Annotated in this window: 16 protein-coding genes and 1 tRNA gene; 11 read left to right on the top strand and 6 right to left on the bottom strand. The window is 41.9% G+C overall.

Annotated elements, in window-relative coordinates:
- Positions 1–6: 6 nt before the first annotated feature.
- Positions 7–2,058 carry a ComEC/Rec2 family competence protein gene (locus AC1XUD_RS05625; RefSeq protein WP_483359986.1) on the top strand — a complete coding sequence of 684 codons (2,052 nt, stop codon included), beginning with the start codon at positions 7–9 and terminating at the stop codon, positions 2,056–2,058.
- On the opposite strand, the gene AC1XUD_RS05620 is transcribed toward AC1XUD_RS05625, so the two are convergent.
- Complete coding sequence (locus AC1XUD_RS05620; RefSeq protein WP_483359985.1) at positions 2,035–3,162, bottom strand: DUF922 domain-containing protein; 1,128 nt, start codon at positions 3,160–3,162, stop codon at positions 2,035–2,037. The genes AC1XUD_RS05625 and AC1XUD_RS05620 overlap by 24 nt on opposite strands.
- Before the next feature lie 87 nt (positions 3,163–3,249).
- On the opposite strand from AC1XUD_RS05620, the gene AC1XUD_RS05615 reads away from it, so the two are divergent.
- The gene (locus AC1XUD_RS05615) at positions 3,250–3,681 is read left to right on the top strand and encodes a deoxycytidylate deaminase (RefSeq protein ID WP_483359984.1); all 432 of its coding nucleotides are present in this window, start codon (positions 3,250–3,252) and stop codon (positions 3,679–3,681) included.
- Positions 3,682–3,740: 59 nt separating this feature from the next.
- Here AC1XUD_RS05615 and AC1XUD_RS05610 read toward each other — a convergent pair whose 3' ends face one another.
- Positions 3,741–4,256, bottom strand: a complete 516-nt coding sequence (locus AC1XUD_RS05610; RefSeq protein WP_483359983.1) for an FKBP-type peptidyl-prolyl cis-trans isomerase — start codon at positions 4,254–4,256, stop codon at positions 3,741–3,743.
- A 98-nt stretch (positions 4,257–4,354) separates the two neighbouring features.
- Here AC1XUD_RS05610 and AC1XUD_RS05605 point away from each other — a divergent pair, with 98 nt between their 5' ends.
- The 3 genes from AC1XUD_RS05605 to AC1XUD_RS05595 all read left to right on the top strand — a co-directional run bounded on the left by AC1XUD_RS05605 (position 4,355) and on the right by AC1XUD_RS05595 (position 6,970).
- Positions 4,355–4,957 carry an acyl carrier protein phosphodiesterase gene (locus tag AC1XUD_RS05605; RefSeq protein ID WP_483359982.1) on the top strand — a complete coding sequence of 201 codons (603 nt, stop codon included), beginning with the start codon at positions 4,355–4,357 and terminating at the stop codon, positions 4,955–4,957.
- A 57-nt stretch (positions 4,958–5,014) separates the two neighbouring features.
- Positions 5,015–6,034 (top strand): DNA polymerase III subunit delta, encoded by a 1,020-nt coding sequence (gene holA / locus AC1XUD_RS05600; protein WP_483359981.1) that lies wholly within the window; start codon positions 5,015–5,017, stop codon positions 6,032–6,034.
- A gap of 93 nt (positions 6,035–6,127) precedes the next feature.
- Entirely contained in the window at positions 6,128–6,970 is an 843-nt protein-coding gene (locus AC1XUD_RS05595) for a DNA-3-methyladenine glycosylase family protein (RefSeq protein ID WP_483359980.1), read from the top strand.
- Here AC1XUD_RS05595 and AC1XUD_RS05590 read toward each other — a convergent pair.
- From AC1XUD_RS05590 to AC1XUD_RS05580, 3 genes are all read right to left on the bottom strand, one after another.
- Positions 6,962–8,737: an ABC transporter ATP-binding protein gene (locus AC1XUD_RS05590; RefSeq protein WP_483359979.1), complete on the bottom strand. Its 1,776-nt coding sequence runs from the start codon at positions 8,735–8,737 to the stop codon at positions 6,962–6,964. The two genes, AC1XUD_RS05595 and AC1XUD_RS05590, sit on opposite strands and share 9 nt — an antisense overlap.
- 328 nt (positions 8,738–9,065) lie before the next feature.
- Positions 9,066–9,338 carry a GIY-YIG nuclease family protein gene (locus AC1XUD_RS05585; RefSeq protein WP_483359978.1) on the bottom strand — a complete coding sequence of 91 codons (273 nt, stop codon included), beginning with the start codon at positions 9,336–9,338 and terminating at the stop codon, positions 9,066–9,068.
- A 223-nt stretch (positions 9,339–9,561) separates the two neighbouring features.
- Positions 9,562–9,635: transfer RNA gene (locus AC1XUD_RS05580), tRNA-Met, on the bottom strand.
- A gap of 193 nt (positions 9,636–9,828) precedes the next feature.
- On the opposite strand from AC1XUD_RS05580, the gene AC1XUD_RS05575 reads away from it, so the two are divergent.
- The 6 genes from AC1XUD_RS05575 to menD all read left to right on the top strand — a co-directional run bounded on the left by AC1XUD_RS05575 (position 9,829) and on the right by menD (position 17,067).
- Positions 9,829–10,221: an START-like domain-containing protein gene (locus tag AC1XUD_RS05575; RefSeq protein WP_483359977.1), complete on the top strand. Its 393-nt coding sequence runs from the start codon at positions 9,829–9,831 to the stop codon at positions 10,219–10,221.
- Complete coding sequence (locus AC1XUD_RS05570) at positions 10,221–11,720, top strand: LptF/LptG family permease (protein WP_483359976.1); 1,500 nt, start codon at positions 10,221–10,223, stop codon at positions 11,718–11,720. Before AC1XUD_RS05575 ends, AC1XUD_RS05570 begins: the two co-directional genes overlap by 1 nt.
- 100 nt (positions 11,721–11,820) lie before the next feature.
- Positions 11,821–12,096 carry a 30S ribosomal protein S15 gene (gene rpsO, locus AC1XUD_RS05565; RefSeq protein WP_483359975.1) on the top strand — a complete coding sequence of 92 codons (276 nt, stop codon included), beginning with the start codon at positions 11,821–11,823 and terminating at the stop codon, positions 12,094–12,096.
- Positions 12,097–12,208: 112 nt separating this feature from the next.
- A complete protein-coding gene (gene pnp, locus AC1XUD_RS05560) occupies positions 12,209–14,344 on the top strand; it encodes a polyribonucleotide nucleotidyltransferase (protein ID WP_483359974.1) in 2,136 nt (711 codons plus the stop codon).
- Positions 14,345–14,400: 56 nt separating this feature from the next.
- On the top strand, positions 14,401–15,264 hold the full coding sequence (locus AC1XUD_RS05555) for a sigma-70 family RNA polymerase sigma factor (protein WP_015810559.1): 864 nt from the start codon (positions 14,401–14,403) through the stop codon (positions 15,262–15,264).
- Between the two features lie 75 nt (positions 15,265–15,339).
- On the top strand, positions 15,340–17,067 hold the full coding sequence (menD, locus tag AC1XUD_RS05550; protein ID WP_483359973.1) for a 2-succinyl-5-enolpyruvyl-6-hydroxy-3-cyclohexene-1-carboxylic-acid synthase: 1,728 nt from the start codon (positions 15,340–15,342) through the stop codon (positions 17,065–17,067).
- On the opposite strand, the gene AC1XUD_RS05545 is transcribed toward menD, so the two are convergent.
- A complete protein-coding gene (locus tag AC1XUD_RS05545; RefSeq protein WP_483359972.1) occupies positions 17,064–18,098 on the bottom strand; it encodes a tetratricopeptide repeat protein in 1,035 nt (344 codons plus the stop codon). The genes menD and AC1XUD_RS05545 overlap by 4 nt on opposite strands.
- Between the last annotated feature and the right edge of the window lie 16 nt (positions 18,099–18,114).

The raw sequence follows: 18,114 nt of genomic DNA, 5'->3' as shown, positions 1-18,114 counted from the left end.
CGAAGAATGCTGCATCAGGTACCCTTCGTAGGGTTTGTTTTCTTATATATTGCCGGCATTATTTTTGGCAATTTGAACTGGTTTCCTAACCAGTCCGATGGCATCGTGTTATCGTTATTGACTTGCTTCCTTTTTATTTCATCATGGTTTGCTTACAGGCGGCGTTCTCAGGGCATTGTCGGGTTGCTAATTAATTTTCTTCTATTTTTTGCGGGAGTTTGTCAGACCTGGTTCAAAAATGACACATTGACCCGGCTCCAAAAAGAGGCCTCCTTCTCTCACGATTATTATGAAGTGATAATTAAATCTTTGCCGGAAAAGCGGGCGAGAAGTTTAAGATTTCTGGCAGATGGTAAAAGACTTCATTTCAAATCAGGCTGGAGGGATTTTGACGCCTCGATTTTGTTAAGCATTCCATTAGACGCAAGTTATATACCATCACCTGGAGATCATATTTTAGTGAAAGGCCAGCTTCGAGCACCAATGAAGCCACAGAATCCTGATGAATTCAATTATGCCGAATATCTTTGGAATAGCGGAATCGTGACGACAGGTTTTGCTGAGGACGGGCATTTTGTAAAAAAAGAAGGTGTAAAGAATAAAAATAGCTGGAGGTATTTGCACCTGCACGTTTCAGAATGGGCAGATCGAGTATTTCGGAAAAATATACAGGATGACAAGGCTTATGGACTTCTAAAAGCAGTAATCTTGGGCAGGCGGGACGACCTCCGCACGGAACAGATTGAAGATTTTAAAGTTGCAGGAGCCATTCATATATTATCCGTTTCTGGATTGCACGTCGGTATTATTTTTCTGATTCTGGGAAGATTGCTTGGCTGGATGAGGAAGATACCTATTGGCAAAATTTCATATACATTGCTCATTGCTTCAATTCTGTGCTTTTATGCATTGGTGACCGGCTTACCTTCCTCGGTTGTCAGGGCAACGATCATGTGTTTGGTATTCCTAATATCCCAAATTTCGGGAAGGGAAGATAAACGCATGAATACGCTAGCCTTATCGGCATTTTTGATTTTGCTTTTTGATCCTCTGAGTCTGTTTGGCATTGGCTTTCAGTTGACATATCTCGCAATGGCGGGAATTTTCCTTTTCTACAAACCTTTGAATCGAGCATTCGTGTTGGATTCATGGTTTATGAAGAATCTGTGGAGCGTTACGGCTCTCGCTTTTTCCGCACAGATCACTACTTTTCCGGTGATGATTTATGCTTTTCATCAATTTCCAACCTACTTCTGGCTACTCAATCCCATTGTGGTTTTTTGCATAGATATGGCCCTCAATGCCTCACTGGTTATGCTATTTTTCAGTGCGGTACATTTGGATTGGCTCACACATGTGGCCAGCCTGGTTGCGGAATTTTTTGCTACGCTTACCAATTTCTTTGCTGCTTTAACGCAATATTTGCCATTTAGCCGGTTTGATAATTTGGCATTTGATCAAATTGAGGTCGCAATACTATATGTGTCCATGCTGATTGGCTGGCTGGCCTACCATCGTGCCTCGTTTCAATATCTTAGAGCTTTTGTGATGGTGAATGTTGTATTCGTAATTTATTCATTGTCAGTCGATACGCAGAAATATTTCAATGATGAAGCATTTGCTTTTTCTATACCCAGACACTCAGTAGCCGGTTTCAAGAAGGGAAATTCTCTGTATGTCCTCGCCGATAGCACTTTCGATAAGGATGGCATTGATTACGGGTTTCATATTAAAAACTATGCGGTAAAGGCTGGCGTTTTGCACACGGTTTATTTTCGGGATAAACAAGACTTGCTACCGTCGGGAACTTCTACTTCTGGAAAGTTGACTGTTTGGGACAAGAAACTAATTTATATGGGTTCTCCGGTCAGGGATTTGACAGGTTTGGACTACGCAATGTTTAATTCGCCGGTTGATGTATCGAAAGTCAAGACCGGCAAAGCGAAGATATTATTGGGAGGACAAATCGGAAAAAGGCGTCGTGGCGAAATGGATAAGGTGTTAAAGCAAAACCATATTCCGCACCACGATTTGTCAGAAAGTTTCTTTCGGTTTTGATTCGTAAAGTTGCGCGATTTGCCTTGCCACTTTTTTGTCCCACTCAGCCTGCATGAATCTGTTCTGTCCGTGTCCTGACTCCTCGTCGTAAGCCTTTTGCATTTCGTTCATTTCCCGAAAAGCTTCCAAAAACTGATATTGAATCTCACTGTCATTATCTTCAATCGTCAATTCTGCCCTGCGAAGCCGGTCTTTAAAACGCTCGGCACTTAGTCGGACGATATCAAAATGAATTTGTTCATGTCGAAGTGAGCCGCCGTTTTTAGCTTCTTCTCTTGCCCATGAATTACTTTTAACCATAAAAACCTTCAAACCGATATCAACCACCAGGTCATTTCCGTTCGGATATGCAGTTCCTTCATATGCAAAATTTGTAAAAACAGCAGCTGCATACCGGCTGCCTGGCCGGACATTTCCTGCACGAAAATCATCCCAGATCAATGGTCTGTCTGGCGAATAGAAGACGGTGTCTTCTTCACTTACAGGTCTTATATCATGGAAAGTCAATATCAGATTTCGTAAAAGCGCAGGATTTTTGCCCTTATTAGTTTTGACCCATTGGCTGAAATTCACCATCGCCTGATTCAGTAGTTTGAGCAAAATGTCATCGTGTAAATAATTACCCTCAGGACGAGAATATGTCGCGGTAGTCTGAAATGAAGTGAGCTGCACAGGATTCATATCGCGATACCACCTAAAAGCCAGTGACAGTGTTATTTCGCCGTTGATTTTGTTGCTTCCAGCTTGTTTTTCATTTACTTCCAACTTCCTGACCGTGACATATACGGGCAATAAATCCTGCTTGAACGGTGCCATGCGTCGCCAATAGTCAAAAAGCTCGTTTTCGGTATTGCCTTGCATAACAAGGGGCCTTGTAGTGCCGTTAGACAATAGCGTTCCAATCCGTCCGCCCTTAGGCGTACGCAGATCTTCTACATTCTGGATATAGAAATCATAAGGTTGGCGCGACATCTCCGGAGCCTTGTTTAAATCGAAAAGGAAGGGATTGTCCTGCGGTGAAACTGCTGAGAATAGAAATATAAAGGAGGAGATCAGAAGAGCTCTGACCATTTTTCTCATCCATTTTTGTTGAAATGCACCCATGGTTTATCTAAGTTTGCACCTTATTCACTCATTTCTACGATGATTTCACCTGATAGTGTTGAACGCCCTCCCTTTAATGATATTTTCATGGACCTTGCAAAAAATTTGGCCAAGCGTTCACATTGTATAAAAGCACAAGTTGGGGCAGTACTAACGAAAGATACGAGAATCATTTCAATTGGTTACAATGGTCCGCCAGCTGGTACGCATAATTGTGATGAAGAATTTCCGGAAGTGGGTTGTCCAAGAGATGCAAAAGGCAGTTGTTCACTGGCTTTGCACGCCGAACAGAACGCCATATTGTTCGCCGTCAAGAACGGTTCCAATATTGAAGGTTCGACATTGTTCGTCACTTTGGCGCCTTGTATCGCTTGTGCCAGAGTGATTTACACCATGAAGATCAAAAAGGTAATTTTTCTTCATTCGTATGCAGCATATAAAGGAATTGCTGTTGAAGAAGGCGTGGAATTTTTAAAACGGTTTGGCGTGGAAGTAGAACAATTCGGGGTTTCCAGCTAATGCCGAAAACCCCGGAACGATATCTTGGAAATAGAATCTCGCGCTAAAAGCTATTATTATTAGTGGTGGTGAACTCCGCCGTCGCCATGAACGTGTCCGTGGCTGATTTCTTCTGCCGTAGCCGCGCGGATGGATAGTATCTCGCCTTCAAAATGCATTTCTTTTCCGGCCAGTGGGTGATTGAAGTTCATGATCACGACATCTTCGCGAACTTCCACCACTTGTCCGTGCAATCTCTCGCCGTCTTCATTTGTCATCGGAACGATATTGCCGATTTGCAAAAGTTCGTCCTGATCAACGTCAGGCATATTGAAAACAGATTTTGGCAAATCAACTACAGCTTCCGGATCGTACTCGCCATATCCTTCTTCCGCAGAAACCGTAAATTCAAAATGATCTCCTGCAACCAAGCCTTCTATTTGTTGCTCAAAACCTTCAGGCAAACCGCTTATACCCTGAATAAAGAACATGGGATCCTCATTGGTGACGACCTCCACAATGTCCATGTCACCTTCGCTATCAGGAATCTGAAGTGTATATGTTAGTGAGACAACATTATTTTTTTCGACTTTCATATGCTTGTTTGATTAAATTAACGGTTGTTATAAGCAATTCTCTGCTCTTTTTTGAGTTAACAACAAACGTACGGCAATTTTATTAAAATGCCATTGATATGAATTTTTTAGCACACTTATTGCTTTCAGGGAACTCGGAGAAGGTGATTATTGGGAACTATGTAGGAGATTTTGTAAAAGGTAGCCTCGCAACTGAGAAAACCTCGGACTGGGATCAGGAATTTCTGCTTGGTTTAAGACTGCACCGATATATCGATTACTATACGGACGATCATCCGGTAGTTCGGGAAACGCGTAAAATCCTTTCTGGGCGTTTTCCAAAGGTTTCCGGGATAATCATTGATATATATTTTGACTATTTCCTGGCCAAAAATTTTCAACATTATTCATCTGAGCTCTTGCCAGAGTTCGCGCAACGGATGTACTCCTTATTCCGGCGGAAGGCGGACATGATTCCGGTTGATATGCGTAGAATGGTAGATCATATGATCACTGAAAACTGGTTGGCCGGGTATGCTGATTATGATGGAATTGACGTCACGTTTCAGAGAATGTCGAGGAGGACACCTTATCTTAAAATTCTCGAAAAAGCTACCACAGAATTGTTTGATAATGAGGTAATTTATGAGAGCAAATTCGATGCTTTCTTTCCGCAATTAGTAGTCGCAGCTGCAAATTTTATGCAGGATCCGAAGGAATAAGGTTGGCGGATATAGTAACTTCGTACCTCTTTATTTAAATACCAACCCAACTTTTGTATGGCCCTAACGCCTGACGTTGTTCTGAAGGATCTCAGAGCAAAGAGATATAAGCCCCTTTATTTTCTTCATGGAGACGAGCCATATTATATTGATGCGGTGACCGAAGAGCTTGAATCTAAGGTAATTTCCGAGAGTGAAAAGGGGTTCAACGAGTTTATCATGTTTGGAAAGGATACGGATGTATCTTCGGTATTGAGTCATGCCCGGCGCTTTCCTTTTATGGCAGAGCGGCAGTTGGTAATTGTGAAGGAAGCTCAGAAATTAGGTGGAATTGACCAAAAGGAGAGCCAGGCGAGGTTGGAAGATTATGCGGTCAACGCGCCGGATAGTACAATTCTCGTTTTCTGTTTTCATGGAAATGCGGACGAGCGGAAAACGTTTATCAAGGCCATGAATTTGAAAGGGGTTGTCATGCAATCCAAGAAAATGTATGATAACAAGCTCCCTGAATGGTTGATGGGCTATTGCCAGGCCGAGGGAGTCAAAATCAGTACAAAGGCCGTGCAGATGATGGTGGACAATATCGGGAACGACCTGAAAAGATTGTCCAACGAAATTCGGAAGATCATGGTGAATTTGCAGGTAGGCCAGGGGATAGACGGGGATATTGTTCAGCGTTTTGTTGGAATTAGCAAGGATTACAACGTTTTCGAATTTCAGAAAGCTCTCATTAACAGAGATGTTATGAAGTCCAACCAGATTGCCACCTATTTTGCAGCCAATTCGAAAGACAATCCGTTGGCGCCGATTCTGATCATATTATATAACTTTTTCTCGAAAGTGTTGATAGCTCATGCTAGTCCTGATAAGTCTGAAAAGGGGCTTGCTGTACTTTTAGGAGTTAATCCGTTTTTTGTGAAAGACTATTTTTCTGCCATTCGAAATTATCCTATTCAAAAAGTCAACCATATCATTCATTACCTGCGCGAATCCGATGCGCGCATGAAGGGTATTGATGGGGTTTCATATACAGAAGGAGAGCTGCTTCGGGAGCTGATTTTTAAGATATTGCATTAATTATTCAGCGAGTGCAGGATTGACATGAACCGAGACAATATTATCTTAATACCCCTGCCGGAGATTTTTAGCTTTAAAGAATGTCTATGGTTTTTGGATAGAAACTACGACGATTGTCTTCATGAAATCGACAGCGAACGAGTATTAAAGGTCATAGAAGTGAGTGATTCCCTCGTTTTGTTCAGGGTCTCCGAGGTAACAGATTTTCTGCAAATCGAAATATTGGAAGGACCGACTGACCAATTGACGAAAGACTTGCTGTCCAAGTACATCGTGTTTTGGTTTGACATGGAAAGGGATATGACCTCCTTTTATTTGGCCTTAAATCAGGATCCAGTACTTTCTTATATGGCCGAAGAATATAGTGGTCTGCGCATGATGGGTATTCAGAGTTTGTTCGAGGTTTTGTGCTGGAGTATCATTGGTCAGCAAATCAATCTAACTTTTGCATATAAGTTAAAAAGAAGGCTTGTTGAGTCATATGGGGATAAAGTCCATTGGCAAGGTCACGATTATTTTGTGTTTCCCAAACCATCAGTATTGGCGAGCGTCGCCATGGATGAGCTTCGGCCTTTTCAATTTTCGCAGAAAAAGGCAGAGTATATTGTAAATCTCGCCAGATCATTCGAAAGCGGTGTTATCAGCAACGAAATCGTGGCCGCGCTTCCTGATTTTTTAGCGCGTCAGCAATTTCTGGTCGGATTCAAGGGGATTGGCATATGGACGGCAAATTACAGTCTCATGAAATCTTTTAGAGAATCTCAGGGCATTCCATATGGCGACATAGGGCTTTTCAATGCTTTGCAGGCGCATGACCTTATAGCCCACAGAAAACAAAACGACCGAATAGAAGAGCTATTCAGTCGTTTTCGTGGTTGGGAATCTTATTTGGTATTCTATCTGTGGCGCAGTCTGGCCAGCAAAAAATCAGGCTAAAACTTTTTCATTCTTTCTCTCACCAATTTGCTGACGCCACATGGCGAAGTATAACCCTTTTTCCTCGAGAAGATCCGCATGGCTTCCCGTCTCAATAATCTGACCTTTTTCCAGAACATAAATCCGATCGGCATGCATAATCGTTGAAAGACGGTGGGCAATCATCACGGTAATATGCTGGCGCTGAGCGGTAATTTCCCGGATGGTATTTGAAATTTCTTCTTCTGTCAGTGAATCCAGCGCCGAAGTAGCTTCATCAAAAATGATCAGATTCGGATTTCTCAGAAGAGCCCGCGCGATAGACAAACGCTGACGTTCACCGCCGGAAAGCTTTAAGCCACCTTCACCAATCACCGTTTCAATTCCTTCTTCAGCTCTGGCCAGAAGGTTAAGGCAAGAAGCTTTTTCAAGTACCGTCAAAATTTCTTCGTCGGTTGCTTTCGGGTTAACAAATAACAAGTTCTCTTTAATCGTGCCCGAGAATAACTGGGTATCCTGAGTTACGAAGCCAATCCGGTGCCGGATTTCGTCGAAATCGATGAGCTGGCCATTATGACCATTATAATAGATATCGCCAGCTTTTGGGTGATATAAGCCGACAAGCAGTTTCACCAAAGTTGTTTTTCCAGAGCCAGATGGACCTACAAAGGCAATTGTTTCACCTCTTTTTACATCAAATGATATCTCTTCCAATGCCGGTCGATTCGCTGAATTATGCTGGAAACTGACTTTGTCAAACTGTAACATCTCGATTTCATGGATGGAGATAGGGGAAGCAGGTTTCCTCTCAACAGGGCGACTAAGAAGTGACTGTAAATTGATCAATGAAGCTTCGGCCTCGCGGTAGGAAAGAATTACATTGCCCAATTCCTGTAACGGTCCAAAAATGAAGAAGGAATAAAACTGCATCATCATCATCTGACCTACAGTGATCCTGTCGCGGAAGACGAAGAATAACAAAGCAAACATGATACACTGCTGAAGAAAATTCACAAACGTACCCTGAACAAAGCTGATTGAGCGAATTCGTTTCACTTTCGTAAGTTCGAGTTTCAGAATTCTGAAAGTAGTAGCGTTAAGCCTTCCAATTTCCTGGTGCGTAAGTCCCAAACTTTTAACGAGTTCTATATTTCGAAGCGATTCTGTGGTTGAGCCAGCCAGTGCCGTTGTTTCTTTGACAATACTTTTCTGAATCGTTTTTATTTTCTTACTCAGCACACTCATCAAAACGGACAGTATCACCGATCCGACGAGGTATATTACTGGCAACCACGGGCTTAGCTTCCATGCTACGATTACAACGAACACAATTCCAACCAGAGTTGCGAACAGTACGTTCACAAAGTTGGTAATAAACTTTTCGCAATCCTGTCTTACTTTCTGCAAAACAGATAGCGTCTCACCGCTTCGTTGATCCTCAAAGTCCTGAAAAGGAAGACGTAGCGCGTGTCTCAACCCATCGGTATATAGGTTGGCGCCAAACTGCTGGATTACAACGTTAACAACATAATCCTGAAAGGCTTTTGCAATTCTCGACACCATCGCCGAGCCAATGATCAGCAATAAGCCAAAACTTATTCCTTTAAAAAATTCATTGCTTAATCCTTGTTCGCGGAAATACCCTGCTTTGTTTGCATATGGATCAATCAGATAGTTACCGAGGATGTAGGGGTTTAATAGGGAAAATACCTGATTAATGGCTGCAAGTATGAGGGCAAGAAAAATTAACCCTTTGTATCGGGAGAGGTATTGTAACAGTAACTTCATATCATGGTGGTTCTTCAGAAAGCTCAACTATGTAACTACTAACTAAAATGAGGCGTTTTTAATTCTATTCGGAGAAAGAATGTTTTTTGAGGATCGGGATAATGGGATTGGGGATTGGGGTGAGGTGGCCGAAGCGGTGCAATTCAGACTTTGAGACTTCTCCAATTTTGGAAAGAATAATCATTTTGAACACAAAAGAAGGCACCTTTATTCAAGATGCATTTTGAAATCGTAGCGGGGAGCAGACTCTAACTTTTAAGGACGCCTTTTGAATTATGTAGCGGGGAGCAGGATCGAACTGCCGTCCACCTTGAGGTGGATATGAATTCTACGTTCTAAGCATCGGAGGTGCTAAACTTTGAAGAACGATATCCCAGATGAATTTTCTGCCTTGTGTGGATTTTAAATATTTTTCTCTTTTTAATGCATCAGTCTTGGTTTCAAACTCTTCGGAATGTACAACAATCCACGGGCGATATCTTAACGTATATCCTTTAGTTGCCAGCTCGTTATGAGAAAGTATTCGGTTTCTTAAATCTGAGGTATATCCAATATAGATCTTGTCATATTTTATTGAATATAGGACATAAACTGTGTACATGGATCCAGGGACTGATTTTCTTGCTTAGGGGAAAGAAAAAAAGGCACCTTTTTTTAAGGTGTCTCTTGAGTATCCTAGTCAGGAGCAGGCTCTAACTGCCGTTCACCGCGACTTGGATATGAATTCTACACATTCAGCATCTTTATTACAAGCTTTTTATTGAAACAAGATAATGGCCCAAAACGCAAAAAAGGCATCTTTTAAGGACGCCTTTTGAGTTATGTAGCGGGGAGCAGGATCGAACTGCCGACCTTAGGGTTATGAATCCTACGCTCTAACCATCTGAGCTACCCCGCCGTAATTGTGGTGCAAAAGTATGTCAAAATTTTTTACGAGGCAATCGGATTGCAAAAATTCTTCAAAAATTTTCTTAAAAATAAAAAAGGAATTTGCGCGATAATGTTTTATATAATTGATTTATGCTATATTACAACTTTTAAAATCAACGAGTAAACCTGCTTTGAAGGGGCTCACCGAAAATTGAAATAATATGGAAAAATTTAAATTTATTACAGAGTTCGAATTACGATCCTCGCCCAAAGTATTATTTCCCTATATATCAACTCCCTCGGGTTTAGAACAATGGTTTGCGGAAAAAGTGACAGTATTGCCCGATCATCGTTATGATTTTCAGTGGGATGGCGATAGCCACTTCGCGCGTCAAACCAGTTTGAGAATCAATAAGTCGGTTCGGTTCGATTTTGAAAACACAAGCGACGACGATCTTGATAATAATCATGTGGAACTAAAACTTGAAGTAAGCGATTTAACTCAAACAACCTTTTTGAGGGTTGTAGACTATTCCACCAACAAGGACCAGGACGAGCTCCATTCTTTGTGGGATGGGTTTATAGATAATTTGAGAGAAATAGTTGGTAGTTAATGAAAAAGCTGGATAAGCTTATCCTGAAGTCGTTTTGGGGCCCTTTTGCAATTACAATGTCGGTGGTGGTTTTTATCTTTTTGATGAAGATCATGATTTTTTATATCGACGATTTCGTGTCTAAAGATCTCGGCATCACAGATTACGCTAAATTATTCTTCTATTTCAGTCTCATTACTGTGCCTACTGCACTGCCGTTGGCGATGCTGTTGTCGTCCCTGATGACGTTCGGGAATCTGGGTGAATTCTTTGAACTGACGGCTATAAAAAGTGCAGGGATATCGATTATCAGAACGATGATGCCGTTGTTTCTGGTGGCTGTAGGCATAAGCGTCTTTTCTTTTTTCTTCAACGACCGCGTTTCACCATGGGCTAATTTGAAAGGATATAGCCTCCTATATGATATCAAGACAGCGAAGGCCACTTTGAAGATCAAGGAGGGAATATTCTACAATGACCTGCCCGGATATAGCATAAAAGTTGATCGTAAGCTAGACAATGGCAAAATGATCGGAATGGTCATTTATCAGCACAATAATCGTTCATATGAGTTTGGCAACACGCAGATTATCCTTGCAGACTCAGGACGCATGTATTCCATCAATAACAACAGTTACCTCGTAATCGAACTATATAACGGGACGATGTATAACGATATGGCCAGCGGTTCTCAAAGCAGGCCGGTATACATAAATTCCCCTGTAGCCGGTGGAGGTCAGCCCAGAAATTCTACTTTCCAGCGAAATGGTTTCAAGCATTATAAAATGATCGAAAGTCTCTCGTCTTTTGGTATGAAGCGTACGGACGAGCAGCAATTCAAGTACCATGAGTTCATGAAGAATATCACGGACCTTACCCATTCTGCTGATTCCCTGCGCACCACTTACGAGGAGGGAAAAAAGAATATGCTGCCCAACAGTCAGCAATACTATTCATACAATTACAGACAAGGGACAGACAAGACCATCAGGAAGGGGAAATGGATAGAAGAATTGCTTGCGAAACCCGTTTCCGACAGCCTGAAAGCGGAGATTATTACCAATGCAAAAAGCTTAAGTAATAGCATGGCGAGCTTCGTAGAATCCAACGACTCATATTTGGCGACGCGGCTGAAAGATGCGACGAAATATGAGCTCGAGATGCACCATAAATACACGCAGGCCATCTCCTGTCTGGTGATGTTTTTGATCGGTGCTCCCCTAGGTGCAATTATCAAAAAAGGTGGTTTCGGAGTTCCGGTTTTGGTTTCCATTATTTTCTTTATTTTGCTATATGTGCTTACTATTCAAGGAGATAAGCTGGTAAAGGATGGTATGCTTAAGGTTCCGGTTGGGGCATGGATGGCAAACTCGGTTCTGGCGATAGCCGGAGCGTATTTTGTGAGCAAAGCGAGGAGCGATTCACGTTTATTTGAGAAGGATGTATACCAGATGTATATCAAAAAACTGAGATTAAAAATGGGAGGTATATTCAACCGGAAAGCAATAGCAGAAACGTAGTTAATTTATATTTTTATATTTAAAATTAAAAATGTAACTTTGCGAGCTTATTGCGGCAGGGTGCTGCAAAATTTTATTTATTTAATCTGTTGTTACAATCATGTATTTAACCGCGGAAAAGAAGAGAGAGATCTTCGAAGCCAAAGGATTCAAAAAAGAAGGTGGAGACACTGGATCAGCTGAATCACAAATTGCGTTGTTCACTTACCGTATCAATTATTTGAACGAGCATTTGAAAACGCACAAAAAAGACAATGACACAAGACTAGGGCTTCTTAAAATGGTAGGAAAGCGCAGAAGATTGTTGGATTATCTTAACAAAAATGACATTGGTCGCTATCGTGCGATTATTGCCGAATTGAACATACGTAAGTAATGTTATTCAGGGAACCTTATCTAATCAGAAGGTTCCCTGATTTTTTGCGGAAATTAATGCAAATTTTGGAGCGTCAGGATGGCGCTCACCAGCTACACAAATTATACAATCTATGCTCTTTAATATAGTTACGAAGACTATAACTCTCCCTGACGGTAGAGAAATAACAATTGAAACCGGAAAATTAGCTAAGCAAGCTGATGGATCAGTAGTAGTAAGAATGGGTGATACCATGCTACTTGCCACAGTAGTTGCAAATAAAGACATTAAAGAAGGTTTGGATTTCCTTCCACTTTCAGTTGACTATCAGGAAAAATTTGCTTCGGCAGGACGCATCCCGGGAAGCTTCCAACGCAGAGAAGGCAGACTTTCAGATAGCGAAATTCTAATAAGCCGCCTTGTGGACCGCGTTTTGCGCCCATTGTTCCCTGAAGATTACCACGCTGAAACCCAGGTAAACATAGTACTTATTTCTGCTGACAATGAAGCTTTGCCAGACGCACTAGCAGCTCTTGCAGCGTCAGCAGCTCTTGCAGCATCGGATATACCTTTCAACGGCCCTGTATCTGAAGTGCGTGTTGCTAAAATTGACGGCGAATATGTTGTCAACCCAGGCGCGATAGCTTTGGAAAGAGCTACATTGGATTTGATGGTTGGCGCTACCTATGATGACATCGCGATGGTAGAGGGAGAAATGGACGAGGTGTCGGAAGACGAAGTGATTGAAGCGCTTAGACTTGCTCATAGCGTTATCAAAAATCAATGTCTCGTTTTGAAGGAATTTGAAGCAGCCGTTGGTAATACTGTTAAAAGAGAATATCCTGGCGATCCGAGCGATGAAGAATTGGAAGCTCGCCTGAGAGCATTCGCTTACAACAAAATATATACAGTTGCGGCTGCAGGCTCCACTAACAAAAACGTTAGAAAGGATGGCTTTAAAGCTGTTTGGGAAGAATTTATAGCATCAATCGGTGAAGACGAAGAGCTGGACAAGGGATTGGCTAAAAGATATTTCAACGACCTTGTTTGGGAAGCTTCACGCCGGCTTGTTTTGGACGAGAGAAAACGCCTCGATGGAAGAGCGCTTGATCAGGTTCGGCCAATCGCCTCTGAAGTTGACTTTTTGCCAAGAGCACACGGATCTGCTTTATTTACAAGAGGAGAAACTCAGTCATTGACTACGGTAACACTTGGAACCAAAAATGACGAGCAAATAGTTGACTCAGCTCTTAAAAATGGATATAGCAAATTCCTTTTGCATTATAACTTCCCAGGTTTCTCAACCGGAGAAGTAAAACCAAATCGTGGACCGGGTAGAAGAGAGGTTGGACATGGTAACCTTGCTTTGAGAGCATTGAAGAAAGTTTTACCTGTAGAACAAGACAATCCATATACAATCCGTATCGTTTCCGACATCCTTGAATCTAACGGTTCGTCATCTATGGCAACAGTTTGTGCAGGTTCTTTGGCTTTGATGGACTCAGGTCTTAAGATTAAGGCGCCTGTATCTGGTATCGCCATGGGACTTATCTCAGACGCAGCAACAGGTAAGTATGCCGTTCTTTCCGATATTTTGGGTGATGAGGATCACTTGGGAGATATGGACTTTAAAGTAACTGGAACAGAAAAGGGGATCACTGCTTGTCAAATGGACATGAAAGTGAATGGCCTTTCTTTCGAAGTTTTGACAGAAGCACTTCTTCAGGCAAAAGCCGGCAGATTGCATATTCTGGGTGAAATGAATAAAACGATCACAGAAAGCCGTGCAGATCTGAAACCTCACACGCCTCGCGCCGTCGTAATAAAAATCGACCGCGAAATGATTGGTGCGGTAATTGGACCAGGAGGGAAGGTGGTTCAGGATATTCAGAAGGAATCCGGTGCCACTGTTTCAATCGAAGAAAAGGATGGTGCAGGTTTCGTGAGTATATTCTCGGCCGATAAGACTTCCATGGATAAGGCCGTTGCTCGCATCAAAGGAATCATCCTCGTTCCGGAAATCGGGGAGGTATATTCTGGTAAAGTGAAATCGATCATGCCATTTGGCGCATTTGTTGAATTCCTTCCAGGCAAAGACGGACTACTTCATATTTCTGAGATAAAGTGGGACAGACTTGAAAAAATGGACGGCGTTTTGGAAGTTGGAGAAGAAGTGCAAGTGAAATTAGTGGAAGTAGATAAGAAAACCGGGAAATATCGCTTGTCAAGAAAAGTCTTACTTCCGAAACCGGAGAACAAAAACGTATAAATTGTTGTTCTCTAACAGACGTGATTATATAACATTTCAATATTTAAGAATTTCGAATGAGACAGCTAAAGATCAGTAAACAAATCACTAACCGAGAAAGTCAGTCGTTAGACAAATATCTTCAGGAAATCGGTAAGGTAGATTTGTTAACGCCGGATGAGGAAGTGACATTAGCTCAGAAAATCAGAGACGGCGATCAGTTGGCTCTGGAACGTTTAACAAAGGCAAACCTGCGTTTTGTGGTATCAGTTGCTAAGCAATACCAAAATCAGGGTTTGTCACTTGGTGATTTGATCAACGAAGGAAATCTTGGTTTGATTAAAGCTGCTCAACGTTTTGATGAAACGCGTGGTTTTAAATTTATTTCTTATGCTGTTTGGTGGATTCGTCAATCGATTCTGCAGGCGCTTGCTGAGCAGTCTCGTATCGTCCGTCTTCCGTTAAACCGTGTAGGATCACTTAATAAAATATCCAAAACTTTCTCTGAGCTGGAACAGCGTTTCGAACGTGAGCCTTCTCCTGAGGAGCTGGCAGAAGTGCTTGAAATTTCTTCTTCTGAGGTTGTCGATACCATGAAGATATCTGGTAGACACGTTTCAATGGATGCTCCGTTTGTTCAGGGAGAAGAAAACAGTCTTTTGGATGTATTGGAAAATGATCTGGAAGATAAGCCGGATTCAGGGTTGGTTAATGAGTCATTGCGTAAAGAGGTTCAACGTGCGCTTTGTACTTTAACTCAAAGAGAAGCAGATGTTATCGCGCTTTATTTTGGTCTTAATGGTGAGCATGCAATGACACTTGAGGAGATCGGTGAGAAGTTTAACCTTACTCGCGAGCGAGTGCGTCAGATCAAGGAAAAAGCAATCAGAAGATTGCGTCATGTTTCAAGAAGCAAAGCTTTGAAAACTTATCTTGGATAAGTTTCGTAGTGATTAGAAATAAATGAATTAAAAAGAGCCTCGTTTGAGGCTTTTTTTATACAACGATGTTATAGAATGGCCATTTTACAACCAATACTCGATATTGCAGCGCTATGTCACCTTCATGGTGTCCGCCATGTTATCGTTTCTCCTGGCTCCCGAAGTGCTGCACTTACACTCGCTTTTACGCGCCATGGAGGCTTCAAATTACATGTAGCGATTGACGAACGCTCAGGTGCATTTATAGCCCTTGGTATAGCCCAGGAGACGAAGAACACTGTAGTTGTAATCTGTACCTCCGGAAGCGCAGTATATAACCTTGCTCCGGCTGTCGCGGAAGCGTATTTTCAACAAATTCCGCTATTGATACTTTCCGCGGACAGGCCTAAGGAATGGACACATCAATATGACGGGCAAACTATCTTTCAAACCAACATTTTCGGCGCTCACGTTAAGAAATTCGCGGAATTACAAGCTGATTACGGCCATCCTGATTCGTTATGGGCAATAAATAGGCTGGTGAATGAATCTCTACACACAACAGTTTCTCAACCTTACGGACCGGTTCATATCAATGTTCCAATTCGGGAGCCATTTTATCCGAAATCAGGGGAAATCTTAACGCCTTCGATTAATGTCAGGAAAATTGAGCGCGTGAAAACAGAATCCACGCTTGGTTTGGAGGATTGGAGCCAGATCGTAGAGGAATGGCACAATGCTGACCGGATTTTAATAGCTGTGGGACAGAGCAATTTGGATAATTCCAATTGGGAGGGGTTGTTAAAACTGGCTTCTGAAATGGATGTCCCGGTGGTTGCTGACTCGATATCTAATGTGGGGAAAGGCACTAACGTAATCAGACATCATGATCTGTTTTTGTCAGCAGTTGACGACGAAAGCCTTCGGCCTGACTTACTGATTACTACCGGGATGTCCTTTATTTCCAAGGAACTGAAGCTCTATTTGCGCAAGTACCCGGCGGTTAATCACTGGCATATATCAACTGACAATTTTTTGACTGATCCTATACAGTCAGTGACGAGACTTGTTCCGGTTGCAAGTAAATATTTCTTTGACAATCTATTTGAAAAGATTGATTATGAGTTATTTGTGCAAAATGCCGAACCTGAAAATGATTCTAATTTTCTGGTTAAATGGCTACGTTATGATCGTATTGCACAGAAGTCGTTGATCAACTACATGGCTAATCTATCAGTGTTAAATGATTTAACGATAGTAGATTCTGCTTTTATGTATCTGAATGGTAAAAATGAGATACAAATTGGCAACAGTATGCCTATCAGATATGTGAATGCAATCGGAGGGGGGGACGATCTAATATCGATCAGATGCAACCGGGGAACAAGCGGAATTGATGGAAGTTTAAGCACTGCAATTGGCGCTGCTTTGGTCTCACAGAACCCCGTATGTCTTTTAATCGGTGACATATCCTTCCTTTATGATCGTAATGGGTTTCTCTTAAAATCGCTTCCTCGTAATTTGAGAATAATTGTACTAAACAATGGAGGCGGAAATATTTTCCGAATGATCGAGGGTCCGTCCCAGCTTCCAGAATTGTCAGATTATTTCGAAACTTCGCATAGTATGACAATGGAACGAACATGCGCAGATGCCAGTGTCAACTATATAGCGGTTCGGGAATTAGCCGATCTTGAAAATGGAATTAAGCATATTAACGCCTCTGAATCCATTTCATTGCTTGAGGTTTTCACCGACCCGGCAGAAAATAAATTGGTGTGGACGGGTCTTAAAAAGTTCGTCAGGGATCAAATCTCACGTTAAGGGCAGTTAGCTGCATATGAACGAATCGCTAACGAGTCAGATAAGAGCTTGCCTTTTGACCATGTTTCGCAGGCCTTGTCTTTGTCGCCATTGGCTAGATAAGCCAGGCCCGCGTGACCATATAGGGATTCGACAGGTTCTTCAAAGCTGATCGCCTTTTCGAAAGCCAAAATGGCTTTTGAGTTGTTATTTACTTTGAGATAATACAGGCCCAAATTTCGTAAGGCATACCCATTCTCTGGCATAACCTCAATCGAATGCTCTATATTTTGTTTGGCTTGAGCGAGCTGTCCAGTTTCGATTTCAACATACCCTTTATTATTTAGAGCAAATGCATTTGAAGGATCCCGACTTAAAATCTTATCAAAATAGGCGAGGGCTTGAACCCAGTTGCCTTCTTTGGTTGCAATCAATCCAAGATTATTGATTGCTTCTTTCTGGAACGGATTAATTTTTATTGCTGCCAGGAAATCATTTTTAGCCATCGCATATTTGCCCATTCCGTAGTATATAGCCCCACGGTTTACAAATGCTTCGGAATTGGATGGCGCCAGGGAAATGGATTTGTCATAATCGGCAACGGCGGCTGAGGTTTCTCCGCGACCCGTTAGCAGGTCGCCATGGATAAGATAATATCTGCTGGAATCCTTATAGTCTTTTGAAATAGTTTTCAAATCGGCATCTGCACTGTTCAAGTCGCCTAATAAAATAGCCGATTCTGCCCGCGTCAGATTTGCTTGTAGCAAAGTGGCGTCCACTTCGATCGCTTTTGTTAAAATGTCAAAGGCATCTTTGTTCCTGTTTAATTTCATTAAAGCTATACCTTTGTTGAGATAAGCGTCAGCGAATTCCGGGTTTTTGGATATTGCTTCATCGTAAAGCCTGATCGCTTCGGCATAATTATTTGATAAAAGTTCATGATTACCTTTTAAGAAAAAATCGGAAGCATCTTTTTTGCTTTGACTTGTACAACCAAAGATGCCAATAGTAATTAGTAGTGTTAGTAATATATTTAGTTTAGTGTTGACCATCAGTTATTTATATTTA

This window comes from Dyadobacter sp. HNCC25DJ184 (genome assembly GCF_056895215.1).
The sequence above is the reverse complement of the archived record's forward strand: the minus strand, read 5'-3'. Positions and strand labels throughout refer to the sequence as shown.

Bases quoted from the DNA above. Each gene is read 5' to 3' on its own strand.
- AC1XUD_RS05625 (WP_483359986.1), top strand. From the start codon at position 7: ATGCTGCATCAGGTACCCTTCGTAGGGTTTGTTTTCTTATATATTGCC.
- AC1XUD_RS05620 (WP_483359985.1), bottom strand. From the start codon at position 3,162: ATGGGTGCATTTCAACAAAAATGGATGAGAAAAATGGTCAGAGCTCTT.
- AC1XUD_RS05615 (WP_483359984.1), top strand. From the start codon at position 3,250: ATGGACCTTGCAAAAAATTTGGCCAAGCGTTCACATTGTATAAAAGCA.
- AC1XUD_RS05610 (WP_483359983.1), bottom strand. From the start codon at position 4,256: ATGAAAGTCGAAAAAAATAATGTTGTCTCACTAACATATACACTTCAG.
- AC1XUD_RS05605 (WP_483359982.1), top strand. From the start codon at position 4,355: ATGAATTTTTTAGCACACTTATTGCTTTCAGGGAACTCGGAGAAGGTG.
- holA (WP_483359981.1), top strand. From the start codon at position 5,015: ATGGCCCTAACGCCTGACGTTGTTCTGAAGGATCTCAGAGCAAAGAGA.
- AC1XUD_RS05590 (WP_483359979.1), bottom strand. From the start codon at position 8,737: ATGAAGTTACTGTTACAATACCTCTCCCGATACAAAGGGTTAATTTTT.
- AC1XUD_RS05585 (WP_483359978.1), bottom strand. From the start codon at position 9,338: ATGTACACAGTTTATGTCCTATATTCAATAAAATATGACAAGATCTAT.
- AC1XUD_RS05575 (WP_483359977.1), top strand. From the start codon at position 9,829: ATGGAAAAATTTAAATTTATTACAGAGTTCGAATTACGATCCTCGCCC.
- AC1XUD_RS05570 (WP_483359976.1), top strand. From the start codon at position 10,221: ATGAAAAAGCTGGATAAGCTTATCCTGAAGTCGTTTTGGGGCCCTTTT.
- rpsO (WP_483359975.1), top strand. From the start codon at position 11,821: ATGTATTTAACCGCGGAAAAGAAGAGAGAGATCTTCGAAGCCAAAGGA.
- pnp (WP_483359974.1), top strand. From the start codon at position 12,209: ATGCTCTTTAATATAGTTACGAAGACTATAACTCTCCCTGACGGTAGA.
- AC1XUD_RS05555 (WP_015810559.1), top strand. From the start codon at position 14,401: ATGAGACAGCTAAAGATCAGTAAACAAATCACTAACCGAGAAAGTCAG.
- menD (WP_483359973.1), top strand. From the start codon at position 15,340: ATGGCCATTTTACAACCAATACTCGATATTGCAGCGCTATGTCACCTT.
- AC1XUD_RS05545 (WP_483359972.1), bottom strand. From the start codon at position 18,098: ATGGTCAACACTAAACTAAATATATTACTAACACTACTAATTACTATT.